At 65.3% G+C, this 20858-nt stretch carries 18 protein-coding genes; 13 read left to right on the forward strand and 5 right to left on the reverse strand.

The window, feature by feature from the left end; genetic code table 11:
- Window positions 1–65: 65 nt before the first annotated feature.
- Together AX729_RS27835 and AX729_RS27840 are read left to right on the forward strand one after the other, a co-directional pair.
- Window positions 66–890: an NAD-dependent epimerase/dehydratase family protein gene (locus tag AX729_RS27835; RefSeq protein WP_061027411.1), complete on the forward strand. Its 825-nt coding sequence runs from the start codon at window positions 66–68 to the stop codon at window positions 888–890.
- A gap of 222 nt (window positions 891–1112) precedes the next feature.
- Entirely contained in the window at window positions 1113–1538 is a 426-nt protein-coding gene (locus tag AX729_RS27840; protein ID WP_061027434.1) for a hypothetical protein, read from the forward strand.
- Window positions 1539–1672: 134 nt separating this feature from the next.
- On the opposite strand, the gene AX729_RS27845 is transcribed toward AX729_RS27840, so the two are convergent.
- Entirely contained in the window at window positions 1673–2647 is a 975-nt protein-coding gene (locus AX729_RS27845) for a DUF6662 family protein (RefSeq protein ID WP_245325422.1), read from the reverse strand.
- Window positions 2648–3148: 501 nt separating this feature from the next.
- Here AX729_RS27845 and AX729_RS27850 point away from each other — a divergent pair.
- Complete coding sequence (locus AX729_RS27850) at window positions 3149–4867, forward strand: IlvD/Edd family dehydratase (RefSeq protein ID WP_061027413.1); 1719 nt, start codon at window positions 3149–3151, stop codon at window positions 4865–4867.
- A 12-nt stretch (window positions 4868–4879) separates the two neighbouring features.
- On the opposite strand, the gene AX729_RS27855 is transcribed toward AX729_RS27850, so the two are convergent.
- The gene (locus AX729_RS27855; RefSeq protein WP_061027414.1) at window positions 4880–5674 is read right to left on the reverse strand and encodes an enoyl-CoA hydratase/isomerase family protein; all 795 of its coding nucleotides are present in this window, start codon (window positions 5672–5674) and stop codon (window positions 4880–4882) included.
- 243 nt (window positions 5675–5917) lie between these two features.
- On the opposite strand from AX729_RS27855, the gene AX729_RS27860 reads away from it, so the two are divergent.
- Complete coding sequence (locus tag AX729_RS27860; RefSeq protein WP_061027415.1) at window positions 5918–7138, forward strand: NAD(P)/FAD-dependent oxidoreductase; 1221 nt, start codon at window positions 5918–5920, stop codon at window positions 7136–7138.
- 10 nt (window positions 7139–7148) lie between these two features.
- Here AX729_RS27860 and rbsK read toward each other — a convergent pair whose 3' ends face one another.
- Together rbsK and AX729_RS27870 are read right to left on the reverse strand one after the other, a co-directional pair.
- Complete coding sequence (gene rbsK, locus AX729_RS27865; RefSeq protein ID WP_061027416.1) at window positions 7149–8057, reverse strand: ribokinase; 909 nt, start codon at window positions 8055–8057, stop codon at window positions 7149–7151.
- 17 nt (window positions 8058–8074) lie between these two features.
- Complete coding sequence (locus tag AX729_RS27870; RefSeq protein WP_061027417.1) at window positions 8075–8968, reverse strand: sugar kinase; 894 nt, start codon at window positions 8966–8968, stop codon at window positions 8075–8077.
- Between the two features lie 212 nt (window positions 8969–9180).
- Between AX729_RS27870 and AX729_RS27875 the strand changes: the two genes are divergently transcribed.
- The 9 genes from AX729_RS27875 (at window position 9181) to AX729_RS27915 (ending at window position 18965) form a co-directional block, all read left to right on the forward strand.
- On the forward strand, window positions 9181–10029 hold the full coding sequence (locus AX729_RS27875) for a VOC family protein (RefSeq protein ID WP_061027418.1): 849 nt from the start codon (window positions 9181–9183) through the stop codon (window positions 10027–10029).
- A 245-nt stretch (window positions 10030–10274) separates the two neighbouring features.
- Window positions 10275–10934, forward strand: coding sequence for a TetR/AcrR family transcriptional regulator (locus AX729_RS27880; protein WP_061027419.1), 660 nt, complete (start codon window positions 10275–10277; stop codon window positions 10932–10934).
- A gap of 353 nt (window positions 10935–11287) precedes the next feature.
- A complete protein-coding gene (locus AX729_RS27885) occupies window positions 11288–12097 on the forward strand; it encodes an ABC transporter permease (protein WP_061027420.1) in 810 nt (269 codons plus the stop codon).
- A 73-nt stretch (window positions 12098–12170) separates the two neighbouring features.
- A complete protein-coding gene (locus AX729_RS27890) occupies window positions 12171–13163 on the forward strand; it encodes an ABC transporter substrate-binding protein (RefSeq protein WP_061027421.1) in 993 nt (330 codons plus the stop codon).
- A gap of 14 nt (window positions 13164–13177) precedes the next feature.
- Window positions 13178–14008 carry an ABC transporter ATP-binding protein gene (locus tag AX729_RS27895; protein ID WP_197433687.1) on the forward strand — a complete coding sequence of 277 codons (831 nt, stop codon included), beginning with the start codon at window positions 13178–13180 and terminating at the stop codon, window positions 14006–14008.
- Window positions 14009–14229: 221 nt separating this feature from the next.
- Window positions 14230–15627, forward strand: a complete 1398-nt coding sequence (locus AX729_RS27900; RefSeq protein ID WP_061027423.1) for an enolase-like domain-containing protein — start codon at window positions 14230–14232, stop codon at window positions 15625–15627.
- Entirely contained in the window at window positions 15624–16775 is a 1152-nt protein-coding gene (locus AX729_RS27905; RefSeq protein WP_061027424.1) for a Gfo/Idh/MocA family protein, read from the forward strand. Before AX729_RS27900 ends, AX729_RS27905 begins: the two co-directional genes overlap by 4 nt.
- Before the next feature lie 136 nt (window positions 16776–16911).
- The gene (locus AX729_RS27910) at window positions 16912–18102 is read left to right on the forward strand and encodes a dihydrodipicolinate synthase family protein (RefSeq protein ID WP_061027425.1); all 1191 of its coding nucleotides are present in this window, start codon (window positions 16912–16914) and stop codon (window positions 18100–18102) included.
- Entirely contained in the window at window positions 18102–18965 is an 864-nt protein-coding gene (locus AX729_RS27915) for a sugar phosphate isomerase/epimerase family protein (protein ID WP_061027426.1), read from the forward strand. Before AX729_RS27910 ends, AX729_RS27915 begins: the two co-directional genes overlap by 1 nt.
- Before the next feature lie 18 nt (window positions 18966–18983).
- Here the strand turns inward: AX729_RS27915 and AX729_RS27920 are convergent, their stop codons facing one another.
- Complete coding sequence (locus AX729_RS27920; RefSeq protein ID WP_063817298.1) at window positions 18984–20435, reverse strand: Spy/CpxP family protein refolding chaperone; 1452 nt, start codon at window positions 20433–20435, stop codon at window positions 18984–18986.
- Window positions 20436–20858: the final 423 nt, after the last annotated feature.

A 20858-nucleotide genomic window follows, 5' to 3' on the forward strand; every position in this document is an offset into this window, starting at 1 on the left:
CTGTCCAAGTCTGCTAGCATCAGATATCTAGCACCGCAAATCGGTCACCACAGGCGAGGGAAGACATGCCGCGTATTCTGATGACGGGAGCTTCGGGCGGAATCGGCACGCGTCTGCGCAAACTGCTGCCGCCGATCTATCCTGATCTCCTGCTCTCCGACATCAAGCCGCCGGCCGATCTCGGAGCCAGCGAAAAATTCAAGGCGGCGGACCTCGCCGATCTCGCGCAGTGCGAGGCGATTTGCGAGGGCGTCGACGGCATCCTCCATTTCGGCGGCTATTCGGTCGAAGGCACCTGGGATCAAATCCTCCAGGCCAACATCATCGGCGGCTACAATCTGTTCGAGGCCGCCTACCGCAAGGGCGTCAAGCGCGTGGTGTTCGCCTCGTCCAATCATGCCGTCGGCTTCTATCCGCGCCACCACAAGATCGGCACCGACGTCACCCCGCGCCCCGACGGCCGCTATGGCGTCAGCAAGGTGTTCGGCGAAGCCGTCGGCGCGCTCTACGCCGACAAGCATGGCCTCAAGGTGACTTGCCTGCGCATCGGCAATTTCGGCGACATGCCGCTGGACCAGCGCCGGCTCGCGATCTGGCTCAAGCCCGACGACCTCGTGCAGCTCTGCCGCATCGGACTCGAGCATCCCGACATCCATTTCGAGGTCTTCTATGGCGCCTCCTTCAACGAGCGCGCCTGGTGGGATAATCACAGGGCCTACGAATTCGGTTATCGCCCGACCGGCCGCGCCGAAGATTTCCGCGAGCACGCGATGGCCGAGCAGGCCAAGCTGAAGCCGGACCCGGTCGGCGATTACTTCCAGGGCGGCACGTTCTGCAGCATGGAGTTCGATGCCGACCCGGGCCAAGTGATCGACTGGAATAAGCGGTAGTCCTCGCCAGGGCATCATCGTCATTGCGAACGCAGCGAAGCAATCCAGAATCCCTCCGCGGGAACGACTCTTGATTGTTTCGCTGCGCTCGCAATGACGCGTTGGGGGAGCATGACTCGCCAGCGGACAAAGCACGCGCGGCGCTCCCCTTGATCTAGGTCAACACCGCTCGGAAATCGTCTGGTTCTCGATATGCGCGACCGCAATTCGAGTACCACGACAATGAGAATCAAAATGTCGGATGTCGCGGTGCTCGCGACGATGTTGCCGGGACTCGTGCTTGGACCGGCGCGAGCCGCAACGCTCAGCGATGCCGAGGCGACGTTCCTCGACCAACTCGTCACCGCGTCCGCGGTGCTCGAGCAGCGATGCGTCGGCTATGAAGTCGATGGTGCCGGCAGCGTTCAGCTCGGCGCGCGGCTGCTCGGCAGCCCTGATGCGGCGATGGCCATGATCAACGCCTATGCTGCGGCCATCAAGGCCCGCGATGGCCAGACTTACGATCCCGGCGACTTTCGCGTGGAGGTGTCCGACGCGGCCGGCAAAACATTCAGGCGCGTCCGGGCAGACTTGATCAAGGACCCGACAAGAGCCTGCCCCGACTATGGCGAGGCCGGCGTAGGGCGCGGCCTGCTGAGACGGTACTGAACAGTCTTCAACGTCCGGCTTGCTACCGCGCGCAGATCGGTAGAGCGGAGCAAGCCCAACTTGCGTCAAGCGACAATGGTCGCGCTGACAAGCGCATGGGCTCCGCAAGAACGCAACTCATCCGAAGTCCGACATCAGAAATGGAGGTTGAGACGCAACAGCGCCTGGTGCCGTTCGAACTGCTCCAGGTTGAGGCTGCGGCCGTCGCCGACCGCGCTGCCTGCAACCTGCATCTGCCAGGTGCCGGAGATGCCGACTTCCTTCGAGATGGTGTAGGAGAAAGTCGGGCCGGCGAAGACGGCATCGCCGACGAAGCGGTCGAGTGCGCCGCCGTCATACGCCCGTGCGTAGCGAATGCCGAGGCCGAGCACGAGTTCGGGCTGCACTGCGTACGAGATCGCTGCCTGGAGCTGCATCTCGGAATCGTGTCGCCAAAGATTGGAGACGATCTCGCGGGTTCCGCCGGTCCCGTACCAGACGTTGAAGGCCGCAAACAGCCTGTCCTTGACCAGCTCGCGATCGAAGAGCGCGGCAAACTCTGCGCCATATTGCTGGATATGCATGCCGCTGGCGTCGTCGATCCGGCTCCAGCCGGGCTGTGCGTGGAGGGTCAGCCCAAAGGGCGCGACGGCACGATCGACCAGCTTGTAGCGCAGTTCGAGCGCGGCCCCGCCGAAAGAGACATCCGAATGATCGGCAAGTCCCGGAACGCCGTTGATGCGCTGTCCGCTCAATGCGAATCCGGGTGCGATCCGGAAATTGTCCGAGACCGTGTATTTGGCCTGATTGAGATTGGCCCAGGCTGCGTAGCTGCCGGAGCGCTTGCCGAACGCGCCGACATTCTCGAACTCGATCTCGATCTCGCCGGGCTTGCCAATGTCGGAGCCCATGCTGAAGCCGAAAATGTGCTCGGTGTCGATCTCCGCGTGAGCTGACGGAAGGCCGCCCGGCAGCTTGACGCCGAGACCGGGTGCGGAGCCGGGCCATGGAGCGGCATAAGCGAGGCCGCGTGCGCCCTCGTCAGCGAGGGCGGAGACGCAGCTCGCAAGATAACCGGCGACGATGGTTGCCGCCGCTATTGCGCCCGGGAAGCTCGATTTTCTAACCACGACAATCCACCAACCCACGCAAACCAAGGCACCGATCGACGCAGGGGGCTTTGGGTTCGTGCAATCCCCCTGCGATTGCAAGTCATTCGCAATAGGATTCCATGAAATGGCCGGGAATGCAACTACTTGCTAATCATTCTTAGTTGCGTTCGAGATGGTTGTCCGTATCGGCTGTCCTTAAGAGCAGGGAAGTCGGGCCGTGGCGCACCTTCCGGTGATCCACGAGGTTCAGATGCTTGCTCCATGAAATTGCAGCGGCGCCCAGTTCCACCGAACCCGCGCGGGAGAAGCTGAGAACCGGAGCACTAGCGCTCATTCGGGAGCGTCGAGAATCGGCAAACCAGATGTAGGATCACCTTCGGGAGTTGAACCTGCGACGAGCCGTGCTGTGAGATGCTCGCTTGAGGGGGCCCGGCCACCAAGCGTCAGGCCTGCAACCCGGCTTATTGACAATCAGGGGGCTGGCCTTACGACGACGACAAAGCCGAAGGGAGCGACCTGATGACGAGTGGCCTGCGCAAGGGTTTGACGAGCTATGGCGATGCCGGCTTCTCGCTGTTCCTGCGCAAGGCGTTCATCAAGGCGATGGGCTATTCCGATGACGCGCTGGAGCGCCCGATCGTCGGGATCACCAACACCTATAGCGACTACAATCCTTGTCACGGCAACGTCCCGCAGATCATCGAAGCCGCGAAGCGCGGCGTGATGCTGTCCGGCGCGATGCCGTTCGTGTTCCCGACCATCTCGATCGCGGAGAGCTTTGCGCATCCGACCTCGATGTATCTGCGCAATCTGATGGCGATGGACACCGAGGAGATGATCCGCGCCCAGCCGATGGATGCGGTGATCGTGATCGGCGGCTGCGACAAGACCCTGCCGGCGCAGGTGATGGCTGCGATCAGTGCGGATCTGCCGACGGTGGTGATCCCCGTAGGGCCCATGGTGGTCGGCCATCACAAGGGCGAGGCGCTGGGTGCCTGCACGGACTGCCGCCGCCTCTGGGCCAAATATCGCGCCGGCGACATGGACGATGCCGAAATCGAAGCGGTGAACGGGCGCCTCGCGCCGTCGGTCGGCACCTGCATGGTGATGGGCACGGCCTCGACCATGGCCTGCATGATCGAAGCCATGGGCCTGTCGCTGCCGATGAGCGCGACGATCCCGGCGCCGCATGCCGAGCGTTTCCGTCTTGCCGAGGCGAGCGGCAAGGTGGCCGCCGAGATGGCGAAGACGAAGGGGCCGAAGCCGAGCGAGTTGCTGACGCCTGCCTCTTTCAGGAATGCGCAGGTCGTTCTCCAGGCGATCGGCGGCTCGACCAACGGCCTGATCCATCTGACCGCGATGGCGCATCGTTCGCCGCATAGGCTCGATCTCGAAGTGTTCGACCAGATCGGCCGCGAGGTGCCGGTGCTGGTCGATCTCAAGCCGTCGGGCGAGCATTACATGGAGCATTTCCATCACGCCGGCGGCGTGCCGAAACTGCTGGCGCAGCTCGGCGATCTCATCGATCTCGACGCCCGGACGATCTCGGGCCAGACGCTGCGCGATGTTGTGGCGAATGCGGAGGACGTGCCCGGCCAGGACGCGATCCGCCCGCGCGACAATCCGATCAAGAAGGAGGGCGGCCTCGCCATCCTGCACGGCAATCTCGCCCCGCGCGGCGCCGTCATCAAGCAGTCGGCCGCGAGCCCGAAGCTGCTGCAGCACACCGGGCGCGCGGTGGTGTTCGAATCCGTCGAGGACATGACCTTGCGGGTCGACGATCCCGATCTCGACGTCACCGCCGACGACGTGCTGGTGCTGCGCAATGCCGGCCCGAAGGGGGCGCCGGGCATGCCCGAGGCGGGCTATCTGCCGATCCCGAAGAAGCTCGCGCGCGGCGGCACCAAGGACATGGTGCGCATCTCGGACGCACGCATGAGCGGCACCGCGTTCGGCACCATCGTGCTGCACATCACGCCGGAATCCGCAGTGGGCGGGCCGCTGGCCCTGGTGCAGAACGGCGACATGATCAGCCTCGACGTGGCCAAGCGCAGCATCGAGCTGCTGGTCGACGCGGCCGAACTGGAGCGGCGGCGCGCCGCCTTGAAGCCGGCCGCAGCGCCTGAGGAGGCGCGGCGCGGCTACGCTTGGCTGTTCAACGAGACCATCATGCAGGCCGACGAGGGCTGCGATTTCGATTTCATGCAGAGGACCGGGCCCGGAGCCGCAAAGGGCTGAGCGACCGCGCCGCTATTTGCTCTTGCTCGTGAACTTCTTCACGGCGGTGCGAAACTCCTCCGTGTTCATCGCCATGATGATCTTGTGCTCCTCGGCATCGAGCTGCTGCTTCACCGGCGTCGTCGCAGCCTGGTAGACCAGCTGCTTGGTGCCGGCGATCGCGGCCGGCGGGTTCTGCGCGAGGCGTTCGGCGAGCTGCCGCGTTGCCGCCTTCAGCTCGGTGGCGGGAACGGTCCTGGCGACAAGGCCCCATTCATAGGCCTGCTGCGCAGTAAAATTGTCCTCGGCGAGAAAGATCTGCAGCGCGCGGCGCGAGCCGACCGTGCCGACGATGCCGACCGTCGAGCCGCCGTCCGGCGACACCCCGATCTTGGCATAGGCCGGCGTGAACCTGGCATCGTCAGCGGCAATGCAGAGATCGGTGACGAAAGCGAGGCCCATGCCGGCGCCGGCCGCCGAGCCGTGCACGCTCGACAGCGAGATCTTCGGCATGCGGCGGATGATCTCGATGAAGGCGTGATAGTGCTTCAGGAGCTCGCCGACGACGGGCGTCACCGTGCCGGCTTCGGCGGCGGCCCCGATCGTCTGCAGATCGCCGCCGGCCGAGAAGGCGCGGCCTTCGCCTTCGAGGACGACGACGCGGATGTCGTCCGCGCCTTCGAGATAGGCCGCGAGCTGCTCGAGCTTCTGTGCGATCGCGAGATTGATCGAGTTGTACGCGGCAGGACGGTTGAGGGTGATGGTGGCGATCGGGCCGTCGATCCGGAGCAGGGCAGGATCGTCGGGCTTTGAAACGGGAGCTGGCATCTTGAAATCCCCGGCATGAGGTGATTACCGCAACTAAATCGCAGAAGCCGTGGGGTGACAATCCCCGGGCCGCCAGTGCCCCGCCCGCCGCTCTTGCACTGGGCCGAACGATAGGCTCAAATGGGCTGGCCTTCGCCAAGAGACGGACACGAGCGCCGGCTCCTCCAAAGGCCAGCAAACCAAAATCAGCGATCGAGGAGACGACATGGGTCACGCTCGTGTCTTGCGGAAGTGGACTGTCCAATGACCGGCGGTCCGGTGATCATCGTCGGTGCCGGCCATGGCGGCTACCAGGTCGCGGCATCGCTGCGCCAGGCGGGTTTTTCAGAGCGCATTTGCCTGATCAATGACGAGGCGCATCTGCCCTATCAGCGCCCGCCGCTGTCGAAGGCCTACATCAAGGGCTCGGCGGGGCCGGAGAGCCTGATGTTCCGGCCGGAGAAATTCTACCAGGACCAGAAGATCGAGTTGCTCGCGGGCCGCGCCGTCTCGATCGACCGCGCCGGCCACAAGGTCCTGCTCGCCTCGGGCGAGACGCTGCCTTACGGCCATCTCGTGCTGGCGACGGGCGCGCGCAATCGCCTGCTGGATCTCCCCAACGCCAACCTGCCCGACGTGAAATATCTGCGCATCCTCGACGACAGCGAGGCGCTGCGGCAGATCATGCCCACCCGGAAGCGCGCCGTCATCATCGGCGCCGGCTTCATCGGCCTCGAATTCGCGTCCACTGCGCGGATCAAGGGCCTCGAGGTCGACGTGCTCGAGCTCGCCCCGCGCGTGATGGCGCGCGCCGTGACGGCCGAGGTCTCGGAGTATTTTCAAGAGCGCCATCGTGAGGCCGGCATCCGCATCCATCTCGGCGTGCAGGCCACCTCGATCGAGGCCGAGGGCGGCAAGGTCACCGGCGTATCTCTCAGCGATGGCCGTCATCTGCCCGCCGACCTCGTCGTGGTCGGGGTTGGCGTGCTGCCGAACATCGAACTCGCGGCCGAGGCCGGGCTGCCGGTCGCTGCCGGCATCATCGTCGACGAATATCTTGCGACGGCCGATCCTGATATCTCCGCGATCGGCGATTGCGCGCTGTTTGCGAGCCCGCGCTTCGGCGGATCGCTGCGGCTGGAATCGGTGCAGAACGCCACCGACCACGCCCGCTGCCTCGCGGCCCGCCTGACCGGCGACAAGAAGCCCTACGACAGCCATCCCTGGTTCTGGAGCGACCAGGGCGACGACAAGCTCCAGATCGCAGGGCTCACCACCGGCTACGACCGCGTCGTGCTGCGCGGAGACCCCGCCAAGAAGGCGTTCTCGGCATTCTGCTACAAGGGCGACAAGCTGCTCGGCATCGAATCGATCAACCGCGCCGGCGATCACATGTTCGGCCGCCGCCTGCAGGCCATGGATCGCTCGATCACGCCGGAGCAGGCCGCGGACGAGACTTTTGACCTGAAGAGCGCGCTGGCCTGAGCGTTTGGCGCTACAAAACCGCCGCCACCTCCGCGGCCGTCGGCATCGACGGCCCGGCGCCCATCCGCTGCACGCTGATCGAGGCGGCGGCATTGGCGAAGGCGAGGGCGGCGCGCAAGGGCACATCGTCGGCCAGTTGCGCGGCCAGCGCGCCGACGAAGCAGTCGCCGGCGCCGGTGGTGTCGACCGCCTTCACCGAGCGTCCCGGCACGGCAATCTCCTCGCGCCCCGCCAGCGCGAGCACCCCGCGCTTGCCGAGCGTGACGCAGATGGTCTGGTCCTCGCGTGCCTGAAGCTGCCGCGCCACGGCAATGATCTTGGCCGCCTCGTCGTTCTCGGAGACCTCGCTGCCGGCGAGGAAGCCGAGCTCGGTCTCGTTCAGCACGAGGATGTCGACGAGCGCGAGCAACTCGCGGGACATGGCCTGCGCCGGCGCCGGGTTGAGCAGGGTCGTGGCCCCGGCGGCGCGGGCGCGCCGGAAGAACGCGGCGATGGCCGGCAGCGGGATCTCGAACTGGCTGACGGCGACGTCGCCCGCCAGCAGCGGCACGACCTCGACGTCGTCAGCGCCGACCAGCCCGTTCGCCCCGGGAACGACGACGATGGTGTTATCGGCCTGCGCCACCGTGATGATCGCGGTGCCGGTGTGGGCGTCCGCCGTCTCCACGACATAGCCGAGATCGATGCCCTGATCGCACAGGAATGCCTTCAGCTCGGCTCCGAACGAATCCTTGCCCAGCCGTCCGATCAGCGTGGTTCGCGCGCCAAGCCGGGACGCCGCGACCGCCTGGTTGGCACCCTTGCCACCCGGAAAATACAGCACCTGGCGGCCGGCGACGGTCTCGCCAACTTTCGGATGGCGATCGGCGGTCGCCACCACATCCATGTTGATGCTGCCGGCGACGAAAACGCGCCCCATCCTGATCCCTGCGACGGTTAGACCCTGACCTCGAACTCGTGCCTGACCTTGGCGATGTCGACGAGTGTCGGCAAGCCGGCCTCGTTGCCGAGGCGCTGGATCTTGAAGGTCGAGGCCGCGCGCGCGAAATCGAAATGCTCGCGCCAGCTTTTGCCGGGATGGGCGAGGTAGGAATAGACGTAAGCGCCGTGGAAGACGTCGCCGGCGCCGTTGGTGTCGATCACGCGCTCGCGCGGGATCGGCATCGCCGGCATCACCTGCACCGTTCCTGTCTCGTCGTACCAGAGCAGGCCCTTCTCGCCCATGGTGACGCCGCCGATCTTGCAGCCGCGGCCCTTGAGATAGTCGAGCATCTTCTCCGGCGTCAGGTCCATCTGCTCGCACAGCCGCTCGGCGACGATCGCGACGTCGATATATTCGAGCAGCTCGTGGGTGTTGGTGCGCAGCCCGCCGCCGTCGAGCGAGGTCAGGACGCCCGCCTCGCGGCAGACTTTTGCGTAGTGGATCGCGGCATCCGGCTGGTGGCCGTCGACATGCAGCGCGCGGCAGCCGCCGAGATTGAGCATCGGGAAGGGGTGGATATGCTCGTCGTCGCGGCAGCGGACGATGGCGCGCTTGCCGTCCTTGGGCATGATGAAGGAGAGCGAGGATTGGTTGACCTTGCGGCCATGCAGCGAGATGCCGTACTTCGCGCACATGTCCTGGAACATGCGCCCCAGCCAGTCATTGGCCGCGGTGGCGATGAGATCGGGCACGATGCCGAGCTTGGCGCAGCAGAACGCCGCCGTCACCGCATTGCCGCCGAAGGAGACCGCGTAGTCCGAGGCCACGTGCTTCTCGTCGCCGGTCGGCATGTGGTCGGTGATGAAGACGACGTCGATATAGGTCTGTCCGATGAAGAGAGCCTGCATTGATTGTCCGTGATGCGCTTGTGGTCCCGGCCGGCGGGATTACTCTAGCACCGGTTCCGCTCCGGAGGGACGCTGAAATTATTCGCAAAACTGCCGCCCGAAGCGCTTGAGGTCAGCATGTTGCCGGAATACGACCAAGTCGGGCCAATGCCAAGCCCGGACAAACGCCGTCTTTCGGTCCGTAAGTTCCAGGTCGATCAAAAGGGTGCAGGATGATCACCGGTCTCGATCACATCGTCGTTCTGGTGAGCGATATCGGTGCGGCCAAGGCGGCCTATCAGACCCTGCTCGCCCGCGCGCCGGCCTGGCAGAATTCCGGCGAGGGCGCTGACCGGGTGCTGTTCACCCTCGACAACATGACGATCGAGCTGATGGCCCCTCACGGCTTCAGCGTCACCGCCGACCGCATGCGCGCGCTGCTCGACGACCAGGAGGGCATGCTCGCCAGCCTGTGCTTTCGTGTCGCGGACATCGGCAAGATGCACCGGCGGCTGGAGCGGGTGGCCTTGAGGCCGGATCCGGTTGCGGAGGTCGAAAGCAGCGACGCGGTCACCGACGCCGTGCTGCACTGGAAGCGCACGCGGGCGGCCACAGAACTCACGCGCGGCGTGCGCATGTTCTTCCTCGAGCTGGCCTCCGAGCGTCCGAAGTCGGTCGCGACAGATATCGCGCCGATCGACGCGCTCGACCACGTCGTCATCACCACCGAAGATTCCGAGCGCGCCGCCGCGCTCTATGGTGCGCGGCTCGGGCTCGATCTGGCGCTCGACCGCTCGCACCAGGACTGGGGCCAGCTGATGTTCTTCCGCTGCGGCGACCTCATCGTCGAGGTGGTGCGCCGGCCCGTCGCCGGCGGTGACCTCGCGCATGACCGGCTCTGGGGCCTGAGCTGGCGGGTCGCCGATATCGACGCCACCCGCGCCCGCCTGATCGCTGCCGGCCTCGACGTCAGCGAAGTCCGCAACGGCCGCAAGCCGGGCACGCGGATCATGACGGTGCGGAACGGGACCTGTGGAATCCAGACCGTCTTGCTGGAGCGCTCGCCGAAGCCGGTGGAGTGATTGTCATTCCGGGGCGTCGCGAAGCGACGAGCCCGGAATCTATTCATCCACCGCCCCTGCCGCACAATGGATTCCGGGCTCGCGCCCAAGAGGGCGCGCCCCGGAATGACGGAGCCAACCAGCAACCTTGCGTTCTCAAACGCCTGCCCGCGTGTTACACGCGTCTTGTAAGCACCCAGCGAGCACCCGGTTTGGCGAAGGCGAAGGCAAAGCGAACTCTGAAATGGCAGCGCGATCCCGAGGGAATGCGGCTGCGCATTCTCGAAGCGGCCAAGCAGGAGTTTTCCGCCCATGGGCTCGCCGGCGCGCGCGTCGACCGCATCGCGGCGAAGGCCGGGGCGAACAAGCGCATGCTCTATTATCACGTCGGCAACAAGGACGAACTCTATCTCGCGGTCCTCGAAGGCGCCTATGACAAGATCCGCAGCGAGGAGCGCGGGCTCGATCTCGAACATCTCGAACCGCCTGAGGCCATCAGGCGGCTGATCGAGTTCACCTGGAACTACTTCCTGCGCAATCCCGAGTTCCTGTCGCTGCTTCAGACCGAGAACCTCGCGCGCGCCAAACACCTGAAGAAATCGACCAAGGTCAAGTCGATGCACTCGCCCTTCGTCGAGATGATCCGAACCGTGGTGCGGCGCGGCGTCGACAGCGGCGATTTCCAGGTCGCGGTCGATCCGGTGCAGCTCTACATCTCCATCGCGGCGCTGAGCTTCTTCTATCTCTCCAACTCGGCAACGCTCAGCGTGATCTTCGGCCGCGATCTCCTGGACAAGAAAGCCAAGGACGAACGGCTCGCGCATATGGTCGGCCTGGTCCTGGCCGCGCTGACAGGGCAGTCCGTGGCGCTGTTCGAGATCGCGAAAGCGCCGAAGGCCCGCGGCAGCGTGGTGCAGACGGCGTAGTCTGCGAGTCGCAGGCTTTGGCGGATTTGGTATCCGCCTTTTCCTCAATCTCCGCCGTCATTGCCCGCGCAGGCGGGCAATCCAGTATTCCAGAGGCGTCGGCGGGATACGCAGAAGCCGCGGCGTACTGGATTCCCCGCCTGCGCGGGGAATGACACCGAGGGTGGGCCGGTCTCGTGCCCCGGACGCAGCGCAGCAACGCTTCGCGTTGCAGCGCGTCCGGGACACGGGAGGCGATAGTCCTTCCCCACAAAGCCTGGAACCGTCGCAAAACGTCACACGGAAAGCTCTGGACAGTATTTATCCAACGGGTTAATTTCTCCCCACAACGAAAAAAATGCCGGGAGTGAAAATTGGCCGAGCCGAAGCCGCAAAATGCGGTGTCCAAGATGCTGAATGCGGCCTGGGTTCGGCCGTTCTTGTTCCTCGTCTTCATCGTTGTCGCCTGGGATCTCGCGATCCGTCTGTTCGGAATCCCCGCCTACCAGATCCCGTCGCCGCTCGATGTCGTCGCGGTGCTCCGCACCGAATGGCCGGAGCTGCTGCGCCAGTCATGGCCAACGACCTATGCGACCGTCTGCGGCTTCCTGCTGTCGGCGCTGTTCGGCATTCCCGTGGCGATGCTGATCGCGGGCTCGAAGACGGTGGAGAGCTACGTCTATCCGCTGCTGGTGTTCTCGCAATCCGTGCCGAAGATCGCGATCGCGCCGCTGTTCGTGGTCTGGTTCGGCTTCGGCATCATTCCCAAAGTGATTTCCGCGTTCCTGCTCGGCTTCTTCCCTGTGGTCGTGTCCGCCGTGCAGGGCTTCAAATCGGTCGATCCTGACATGGTCGATCTCGCCCGCGCCATGCAGGGCAGTCGCTTCCAGGTGTTCCGCGCGGTGAACCTGCCGCATGCTCTGCCGGCGATCTTCTCAGGGCTGAAAGTGTCGGTGACGCTGGCCGTGGTCGGCGCCGTCGTCGGAGAGTTCGTCGGCTCCAATTCCGGCATCGGCTACGTGATGCAGCGTTCGATCGGCACGTTCGATCTGCCGACGATGTTCGCGGCCCTCGTCATTCTCGCGCTGCTCGGCGTGGTCCTGTTCTGGATCGTCGACCGCATCGAGAAGCTTGTGATTCCCTGGCATGTCAGCCAGCGCGAGGACGTGATTTTCGCCGCTTGAGTATTTGCGGCTCTGACGTGAAGCGACGAGCGGCCACCAACGGCCGACGCAACAAGGGCAAGGGAGAGTGACGATGAAGCGCTTGATTGGGGTTGTCTCGGCGGTGCTGATGACCTTCGCGGCCATGCCGGCTCATGCGGCCGACAAGGTCGTGCTGATGCTCAACTGGTACGTCTATGGCGAGCACGCACCGTTCTATTACGGCAAGGCCAAGGGCATCTACGCGGCCGAAGGCATCGAGCTCGAGATCCAGGAAGGCCGCGGCTCGGCGGCGACCACGCAGGCCGTCGCCGCCAAGACGGCAGATTTCGGCTATGTCGACGTCCCCACCATGATGCGCGCCGCGATCAAGGGCGCGCCCGTGGTTGCGACCGGCGTGCTGCTTCAGACCTCGCCGATGTCCGCCATGGGCTTCGCCGACAAGAACATCAGGAAGCCCGAAGACATCAAGGGCAAGACGGTGGCGATCACGCCGGCCGACTCCATGACTCAGATCTGGCCACTGTTCCTGAAGAAGACCGGCCTGAAGGAAAGCGACTTCAAGACCGTTGCGGGCGACGGCCAGACCAAGCTCAACGCCGTCATCAACGGCCAGGCTGATCTTCTGCTCGGTTACGTCATGGACCAGTCGATGAAGATCAAGGACGCGACCGGCAAGGACGTCTATCCGATCAAGTTCGCGGACTACGGCATCAACATGGTGTCGTCGGGCATCATCGCCAACGCCGATTATGTGAAGGCCAATGCCGATCTCGTCCGCCGCTTCATGTCGGCGACGACCAAGGCGGTCGAGGCCGCCGAGAAGGAGCCGAAGGCCGCGGCGCAGGCGATCCTCGACGCCAACCCCAAGGGCGGCAAGATCGATACGCTGACGCAGGGTTTCGAGCTGACCATTCCGCTCTACCGGACTGCGGAGACCAAGAGCAAGCGACCGTTCCAGGTCACCGACCAGAACATGACTGATACGGTCAATCTGATGGTCGAATATGGCGGCCTCGATGCGAAGGCCAAGGAGAACCCGAAGGCCTTCTACACCAACGATTATCTGCCGAAGAGCGGCTCGTGAAACCAGCGACTGTCATGAGTGAAACCGCGCAGCCGGCCGCGCATCTGAGACTGGTGAGCGACCGGGCTGCCGGCGACGCGTCGGGCATCAAGCTGTCGGGCGTGTCGAAGACCTACCGGACGCGCGACGGCGACGTGCCGTCGCTGCGTCCGCTCGACTTCCACATCAACGACGGCGAGTTCTTCGTCGTGGTCGGCCCAAGCGGCTGCGGCAAGTCCACGCTGCTCAAGCTGATATCGGGCCTGCTGCCGCCGACGACGGGCGAGATCCTGGTCGAGGGCGAGAAGGTGACGACGCCGCACGGCAATGTCGGCATCGTCTTCCAGAACGCGCTGCTCCTGCCATGGCGCAACATCCTCAACAACGTGATGCTGCCGATCGACATGAAGCGGCTGCCGCGGCAGAAATATCTTGAACGCGCCCAGTCGCTGTTGAAGCTGGTCGGGCTCGAAGGCTTCGAGAAGAAGCTGCCCTGGCAGCTCTCCGGCGGCATGCAGCAGCGCGCCTCGATCTGCCGCGCGCTGGTGCACGATCCCAGGATCATGCTGATGGACGAGCCGTTCGGCGCGCTGGACGCGCTGACGCGCGAACGCATGAATGTCGAGCTGATGCGGATCCAGCGCGAGACCAGGAAGACGGTGCTGCTGATCACGCATTCCATTCCCGAAGCCGTGTTCCTCGCCGACCGCGTTCTGGTCATGACCGAGCGCCCCGGCGCGATCGCCGCGATCTACGACGTGCCGCTGCCGCGCCCGCGCTCGCTCGATGCGATGGCCGATCCTGTCTTCACCGAGCTCGTGCAGCGCATCCGCAAGCACTTCTTCTCGCAAGGGGCGCTGGACTAGGGCGATGCTGTTCTCTGAAGCCACCACATGCACGGTGCGCTCCCTCCCCCGCCTGCGGGGGAGGGTTGGGGAGAGGGTGTCTCCGCTGGAAAGACTCCCCAAGAGGATAGAACCCTCACCCGGCACGGGACGATGCTTCGCATCGCCCGGAACGTGCCGACCCCCGCAAGCGGGAGAGGTGCACCGCCTCCGCGGCCAGCTTTGTGGGGCCAACTAGCATCATGTCCCCGCGCCTGAAGCTGCGAGACATCGCCTTCTTCGAACGTCCCGTGCGATTCGCGCGGCCGTTCCGCTTTGGCGCGATCACCATCACCGCGACGCCGCAGCTGTTCGTGCGGGTCGAGATCGAGGTCGAGGGCAGGGGCGTTGCCGTCGGCGCCAGTGCCGAGTTGCTGGTGCCGAAATGGTTCGACAAGCGACCGGAGCTGTCGCCGGCGCAGACGGTCGATGGCTTGCGTCGCTCGCTGGAGATCGCGCGCGGTCTCTACCTGGCACGGACCGGATACCAGACCGCGTTCGATCTGCATGCCTCGTGCATCGGTGCCCAGGTCGCGACCTGCGCGAAGAAGAACATTCCGTCGCTCGCAGCAAGCTACGGCCCGGCCGAGATCGACAAGGCCATCCTCGACGCGCTGCTCCGCGCCGCCGAGACCAATTTCTTCGACGGGATGGCCGGCAACATTGCGGGCATCGATGCGCGGCTTTCTCCTGACCTGAGCGAGAGGGACATCAGGACGTTCCTCTCCCTCCGGGTGCCGCTGGAGCGTGTTGCCATCAGGCACACCGTCGGTCTTGACGATGCCGTCGAGGGCGAGGGCGGCGTTGCCGGTCCAAGGGAGAACGCAGGTGCGCGCTATTTCAAGCTCAAGCTGTCGGGCGATCCGGCTGCCGATGCGTCGCGGCTGGCGCGGATCGGTAAGGAGCTCGACACGCTGGGACGTGACTACAAGGTTACGCTCGACGCCAATGAGCAGTATGCCGACCTTGCGGCGTTGCATGAACTGATGGACCGGATCGATCATGACGCCGCGCTACGCGCGATCACGGCGCGGTTGCTCTATGTCGAACAGCCGATGCCGCGCGACTTCACCTGGCAATCGCCGCTGGGCGCGCTGGCCGCGCACGGCTTCATCATCGACGAAGCCGACGATTCCTACGATGCGTTCCCGACAGCGCGGGGGCTCGGCTATCGCGGCATCTCCTCCAAATCCTGCAAGGGTCTCTACAAATCCATCGTCAACGCGACCCGCGCGGCGAAATGGAGCGCGGACGGCGAGAGGTTCTTCGTGACCGGCGAGGACCTCACCTGCCAGGCCGGTCTCGCTGTGCAGCAGGACCTCGCGCTCGGCGCCTTCATCGGCGTCACCCACGCCGAGCGCAACGGCCATCATTACGTCGACGGTTTTGGCGAGACGCCGGCCACCGAAGCGCAGGCCTTCGCCGCCGCGCATCCCGATCTCTATGCCGACACCGGGCAGGGCATCCGCCTCTCGATTCACGACGGCGATCTCCTGACGGGATCGCTCCACACAACGGGCTTTGCGACGTCGGTCCATCCGGACTGGTTGGCGCTTCGCCCGCTCGAACAGCCGACATCACTTCAGGAGTATCCGGCATGACTACCCAACGCCTCGGCCTCATCATGAACGGCGTCACCGGCCGCATGGGGCTCAACCAGCATCTGATCCGCTCGATCGTGGCGATCCGCGACCAGGGAGGCGTCCGCCTGAAGAACGGCGACCGCATCATGCCTGACCCGATCCTGGTCGGCCGCAGCGCGGAGAAGGTCGAGGCGCTGGCGAAGCGCTTCAACATCACGCGCTGGACCACCGATCTCGATGCGGCGCTCGCCGACAAGAACGACACCATGTTCTTCGATGCCGCGACCACGCAGGCAAGGCCCGGCCTGCTGACCCAGGCCATCAATGCCGGCAAGCACGTCTATTGCGAGAAGCCGATCGCGACGAATTTCGAGGAGGCCGTCGAGGTCGTGAAGCTTGCGAACGCCAAGGGTGTCAAGCATGGCACGGTGCAGGACAAGCTGTTCCTGCCGGGCCTGAAGAAGATCGCCTTCCTGCGCGATTCCGGCTTCTTCGGCCGCATTCTCTCGGTGCGTGGCGAATTCGGCTATTGGGTGTTCGAAGGCGGCTGGCAGGAGGCGCAACGGCCATCCTGGAACTATCGCGACGAGGACGGCGGCGGCATCATTCTCGACATGGTCTGCCACTGGCGTTACGTGCTCGACAATCTCTTCGGCAACGTCCAGAGCGTGGTCTGCATCGGCAACACCGACATTCCCGAGCGCTTCGACGAGCAGGGCAAGAAGTACAAGGCGACCGCGGACGATTCCGCCTACGCCACGTTCCAGCTCGAAGGCGGCGTCATCGCCCACATCAACATGTCCTGGGTGACGCGCGTCTATCGCGACGACCTCGTCACCTTCCAGGTCGACGGCACCCACGGCTCGGCGGTCGCGGGTCTCACCGACTGCATGATCCAGGCGCGGCAGGCCACCCCAAGGCCGGTGTGGAATCCCGACGAGAAGCGGCTGCACGATTTCTACGGCGATTGGCAGAAGCTGCCCGACAACGTCACCTACGACAACGGCTTCAAGGAGCAGTGGGAAATGTTCATCCGTCACGTCTACGAGGATGCGCCCTACAAGTTCACGCTGCTCGAAGGCGCCAAGGGCGTGCAGCTCGCCGAATGCGCGCTCAAGAGCTGGAAGGAGCGGCGCTGGATCGACGTCGCTCCGATCAAGGCGTGAGATTGATCGGATAAACCCCGATGTCCACCAAGCCGTCATTGCGAGCGGAGCGAAGCAATCCAGTCTGTCCCCGCGGAAAGACTCTGGATTGCTTCGTCGCTTCGCTCCTCGCAATGACGGAGGAGAGGTCTGAGTCATGAATAAACCCGTCCAGCCGATGTCGTCATTGTCGCTCAAGCTGCCGAAAGCCGATCGATCGATCGAGACTTACCGGCTCGCGGCCTCCCGCACGTTCCCCGCAAAGCTCGAAGGGGCGCTCAACCGCATCGCCTTCTCGGCCGTGCATACGGTCGCCGATCCCTTCGCCGACAACGATCCCTGGCTTTCGGTCTCCGTCGATTGGGACAAGACCATCGCTTTCCGCGAGCACGTCTGGGATCTCGGCCTCGGCGTTGCCGAAGCCATGGACACGGCCCAGCGCGGCATGGGGCTGGATTGGCCGACCTCGCTGGAGCTGATCAAGCGTTCGGTCGCAGCCGCCAAGCGCCGCAACGCGCTGGTGTTTTCCGGCGCAGGTACAGACCATCTTGCGGTCGAAGATGCCAAGAGCCTCGACGACGTGATCCGCGCCTATGAGGAGCAGGTCTCCGCAGTCGAGAAGGTCGGCGGCCGCATCATCCTGATGGCGTCGCGGGCGCTCGCAAAACTCGGCCGCAACGCCGACGATTACGCCAAGGTCTATGACCGCGTGCTGTCGCAGGTCCGTGAGCCCGTGATCATCCACTGGCTCGGCGACATGTTCGATCCGGCCCTGACGGGCTATTGGGGCACCAAGGAACTCGACAAGGCGATGGACATTGCTGTCGCCATCATCAACGGCAACGCCGCCAAGGTCGACGGCGTCAAAGTCTCGCTTTTGGACAAGCAGCGCGAGATCGACATGCGCCGCCGCCTCGACAAGCGCATCAGGATGTACACGGGGGACGACTTCAATTACGCCGAGCTGATCGCCGGCGACGAGCAGGGTTTCTCGCATGCGCTGCTCGGCATCTTCGATGCGATCGCGCCGGCGGCCTCCTACGCGCTGTCGCGGTTGGCGGCCGGGGACGAGGCCGGCTTTCACGACGTGCTCGGCCCGACCGTGCCGTTGTCGCGTCACATCTTCAAGGCGCCGACGCGCTTCTACAAGACCGGCGTGGTGTTCATGGCCTATCTCAACGGCCATCAGGATCATTTCACCATGGTCGGCGGCCAGGAGAGCACGCGCTCGACGCTGCATCTGGCCGAGCTGTTCCGTCTGGCTGACAAGGCCGGCCTGCTCGCCAACCCCGAACTCGCGATGCAGCGGATGAAGACCGTGCTCGCCACCCACGGTATCGAATCCTGATGCGCGACTTTTCGTCCGACCACCGCTGGCTGTCGTTGAACACGGCAACCGTCCGCAAGCAGGGTGACCTCGTCGCGATCGTCGATGCCTGTGCGAAGCACGGCATCCGCGCCATCGATCCCTGGCGCGACCAGGTTGCCGCCGTCGGCCTCGAGCGCGCCGCGCGCGCGGTCCGCGAGGCAGGCCTCGATCTGTCGGGCTATTGCCGCGGCGGCATGTTCACCTCGGACGCCTCGCGCCGGGGCGAGGTGCGCGACGACAACAGGCGCTGCGTCGATGAAGCCAAGGCGCTGGGCGCGCCCTGCATCGTCCTCGTCGTCGGCGGCCTGCCGCAATATTCGCGGCCGGGCAGCGAGTCCTCGAAGGACATCGCGGCGGCGCGTGGACAGGTCGAGGACGCGCTTGCCGAGATGCTCGACTACGCCAGACAGGCGAAGCTGCCGCTGGCGATCGAGCCGCTGCACCCGGCCTATGCAGCCGACCGCGCCTGCGTGAACACCACGAAGCAGGCGCTCGATATCTGCGACCGGCTCGATCCTGGTCGCACCGGCATGCTCGGTGTCGCGCTCGACGTCTATCACATCTGGTGGGACCCGGAGCTGATGGGGCAGATCGCGCGCGCCGGCCAGGATCGCCTGCTCGCGTTCCATGTCTGCGACTGGCTGGTGCCGACGAAAGATATTCTCAACGACCGCGGCATGATGGGCGACGGCGTCATCGACATCAAATCGGTGCGCCGAGCGGTCGAAGCGCAGGGCTTTGCCGGCTATTCCGAGATCGAGATCTTCTCCAACGATTGGTGGGGCAAGCCGATGGACGAGGTGCTGCGCACCTGCATCGCGCGGCATCAGACAGCGGTGTAGGTCAATCGCGCGTTGCCCTCACGGGCTTGCGACCTGTTGCAGCGTGTTGAAGCGTGCCTTCTGCTCGCTGCTCAGCGTGGCATAGAACTCGTCCAGGGCGGGTTCGACCAGCTTGGCGGCCGTCAGCATGGCCTCGAGCCGGTGCTGCATCGCCTCCAGGCGCCCGACGGGCGTCAGCGGCACATCGTTCGGACAGGCCGCCTGCAGGCCCTCAACGCCCTTGGCCGTCGCTTCGCTGAGACGGTCGAGCGCCTCCTTCTGTTTGCCTGCGGGGCGCAGCACAGCCTCGACCCTCTGGATCGGCAACTGCGTCAGGCTGGATTTCGGATCGCCGCAGCCCTCTGCACTGGCTTCCTGCGGCTGTGATGATCGCTCGGCGACATTGGGGCCGAGCGCGTTGAAGCGGGCCTGCTGTTCGTCACTGAGTGAGTTGTACAAATTCTCCAGTGCCGGTCGCACGATCTTGACGGCTTCCAGCGTCGCGCCGATGCGGTTCATCATCGCGCGCAAGCGGCCAGGGGGTGTCAGGGCATAGGTCTCCGCGCAGGAGTCCTTGAACACGCCGGCAGCGTTGGCCGCGGCGGTCTTCAACTCGTCGAGCAGTGCGCGTTGCTCCGGCGTCGGCTGCACCGCGCGCGCGATATCGGCAAGCGGCCAGGCGGTCACGCCCTTGTCCGGTGCGCCGCACAATTGCTGGAGCGTTTGTCGGCTCACGCTGGCGCGTGGACGCGTGCGGTCACCGCGGGCTTGCGGATAGTCATACGGGTTGGTGCTGGCATAGGCGGAATAGGGGCTATCGCCACCCCAGAACACGGTATCGACGAAATCGTCATAGGCGTAGGCCCAGTAGCCGGGTTCGTAGGCATAGGACCAGAACGTGTAGTTGAAAATGTCAGAATAAGCGTAAGGCCAGAACACTGGCCCAAGCCATGCCACGAACACCGCGGGATGACGGTGGCGCCAGGCCTGCCGGGGCGCCCAGGCGCTCTGGCGAGCAACGAGGGCCGCCTGGGTCTGCGAAGTGGCCTGCTCGCGGAAGCGCGCCGCGAACCGCCCGCGCTCGGCCGCCTGCACGGCGGCCGCAGTCGCCGCGGCGCGCCCGGCCGGAGCCTGCAGTCCGAGCCGCTGCTGGCGAGCCAGGTCAAGTTGCTGCGCGCGCTGTTCACGACCGAGCAAGCGGTTCTGGGTCTGGAGCATCCGTTGCTGCTCGCGTTGCGCTCGCGCGCCTTCCACCTTTTGCGATTGCAATTGCTGAACGCGCTGCTGCAGGCGATCGATGCGGGTCTGGCGCTCCGTCGTCTGGCGCGACAGCATCTCGCGCTGCCGCTGCTCGACCTGCTGCACGCGTTGTTGGGCACGTTGCTCGCGCTCAAGCAGGCGGCTCTGCGACTGCAGCAACCGCTGCTGCTCCCGTTGCGCCCCTGCGCCTTCCGGCTTTTGCGACTGCAATTGCTGCACGCGCTGCTGCAAGCGGTCGACGCGGCCTTGGCGTTCCGCCGATTGGCGCGAAAGCATCTCGGCCGGCCGTGCCGGCCGATCGCTTACGGCCGGCGGCGCGCTCGGGCGTGAGGGAGCGGCGATGTGCGGCGCCGGCCGCGGTGCTAGGGCCGGTCGTTGCGGCGCTGCCGGCGCCCGATGGACGTCAGGCCGCGGGGCCGCCACGTGTGGGGCCGCCCGCGGCGGCGCTGCAACATGCGGGGCGGGGCGGGGTGGCGGCGAGGCGACACGCGGCGCCGGATGTGGCGCCATGGCCGGTCGCTGCGGCATCGAAGGAGGATGGGATGTCGGTGCGGCGGGGCGAGCCATCGCGGGCGGCGGCGCCATCGCAGGTGGCGCCGGACGGGCCATGGCGGGCGGTGCTGCCGGCGCTGCGGCTGGCCCCGGTGGTCCGCC

Source organism: Bradyrhizobium sp. CCH5-F6 (assembly GCF_001556045.1).
In the GTDB taxonomy this organism is placed as follows: domain Bacteria; phylum Pseudomonadota; class Alphaproteobacteria; order Rhizobiales; family Xanthobacteraceae; genus Bradyrhizobium.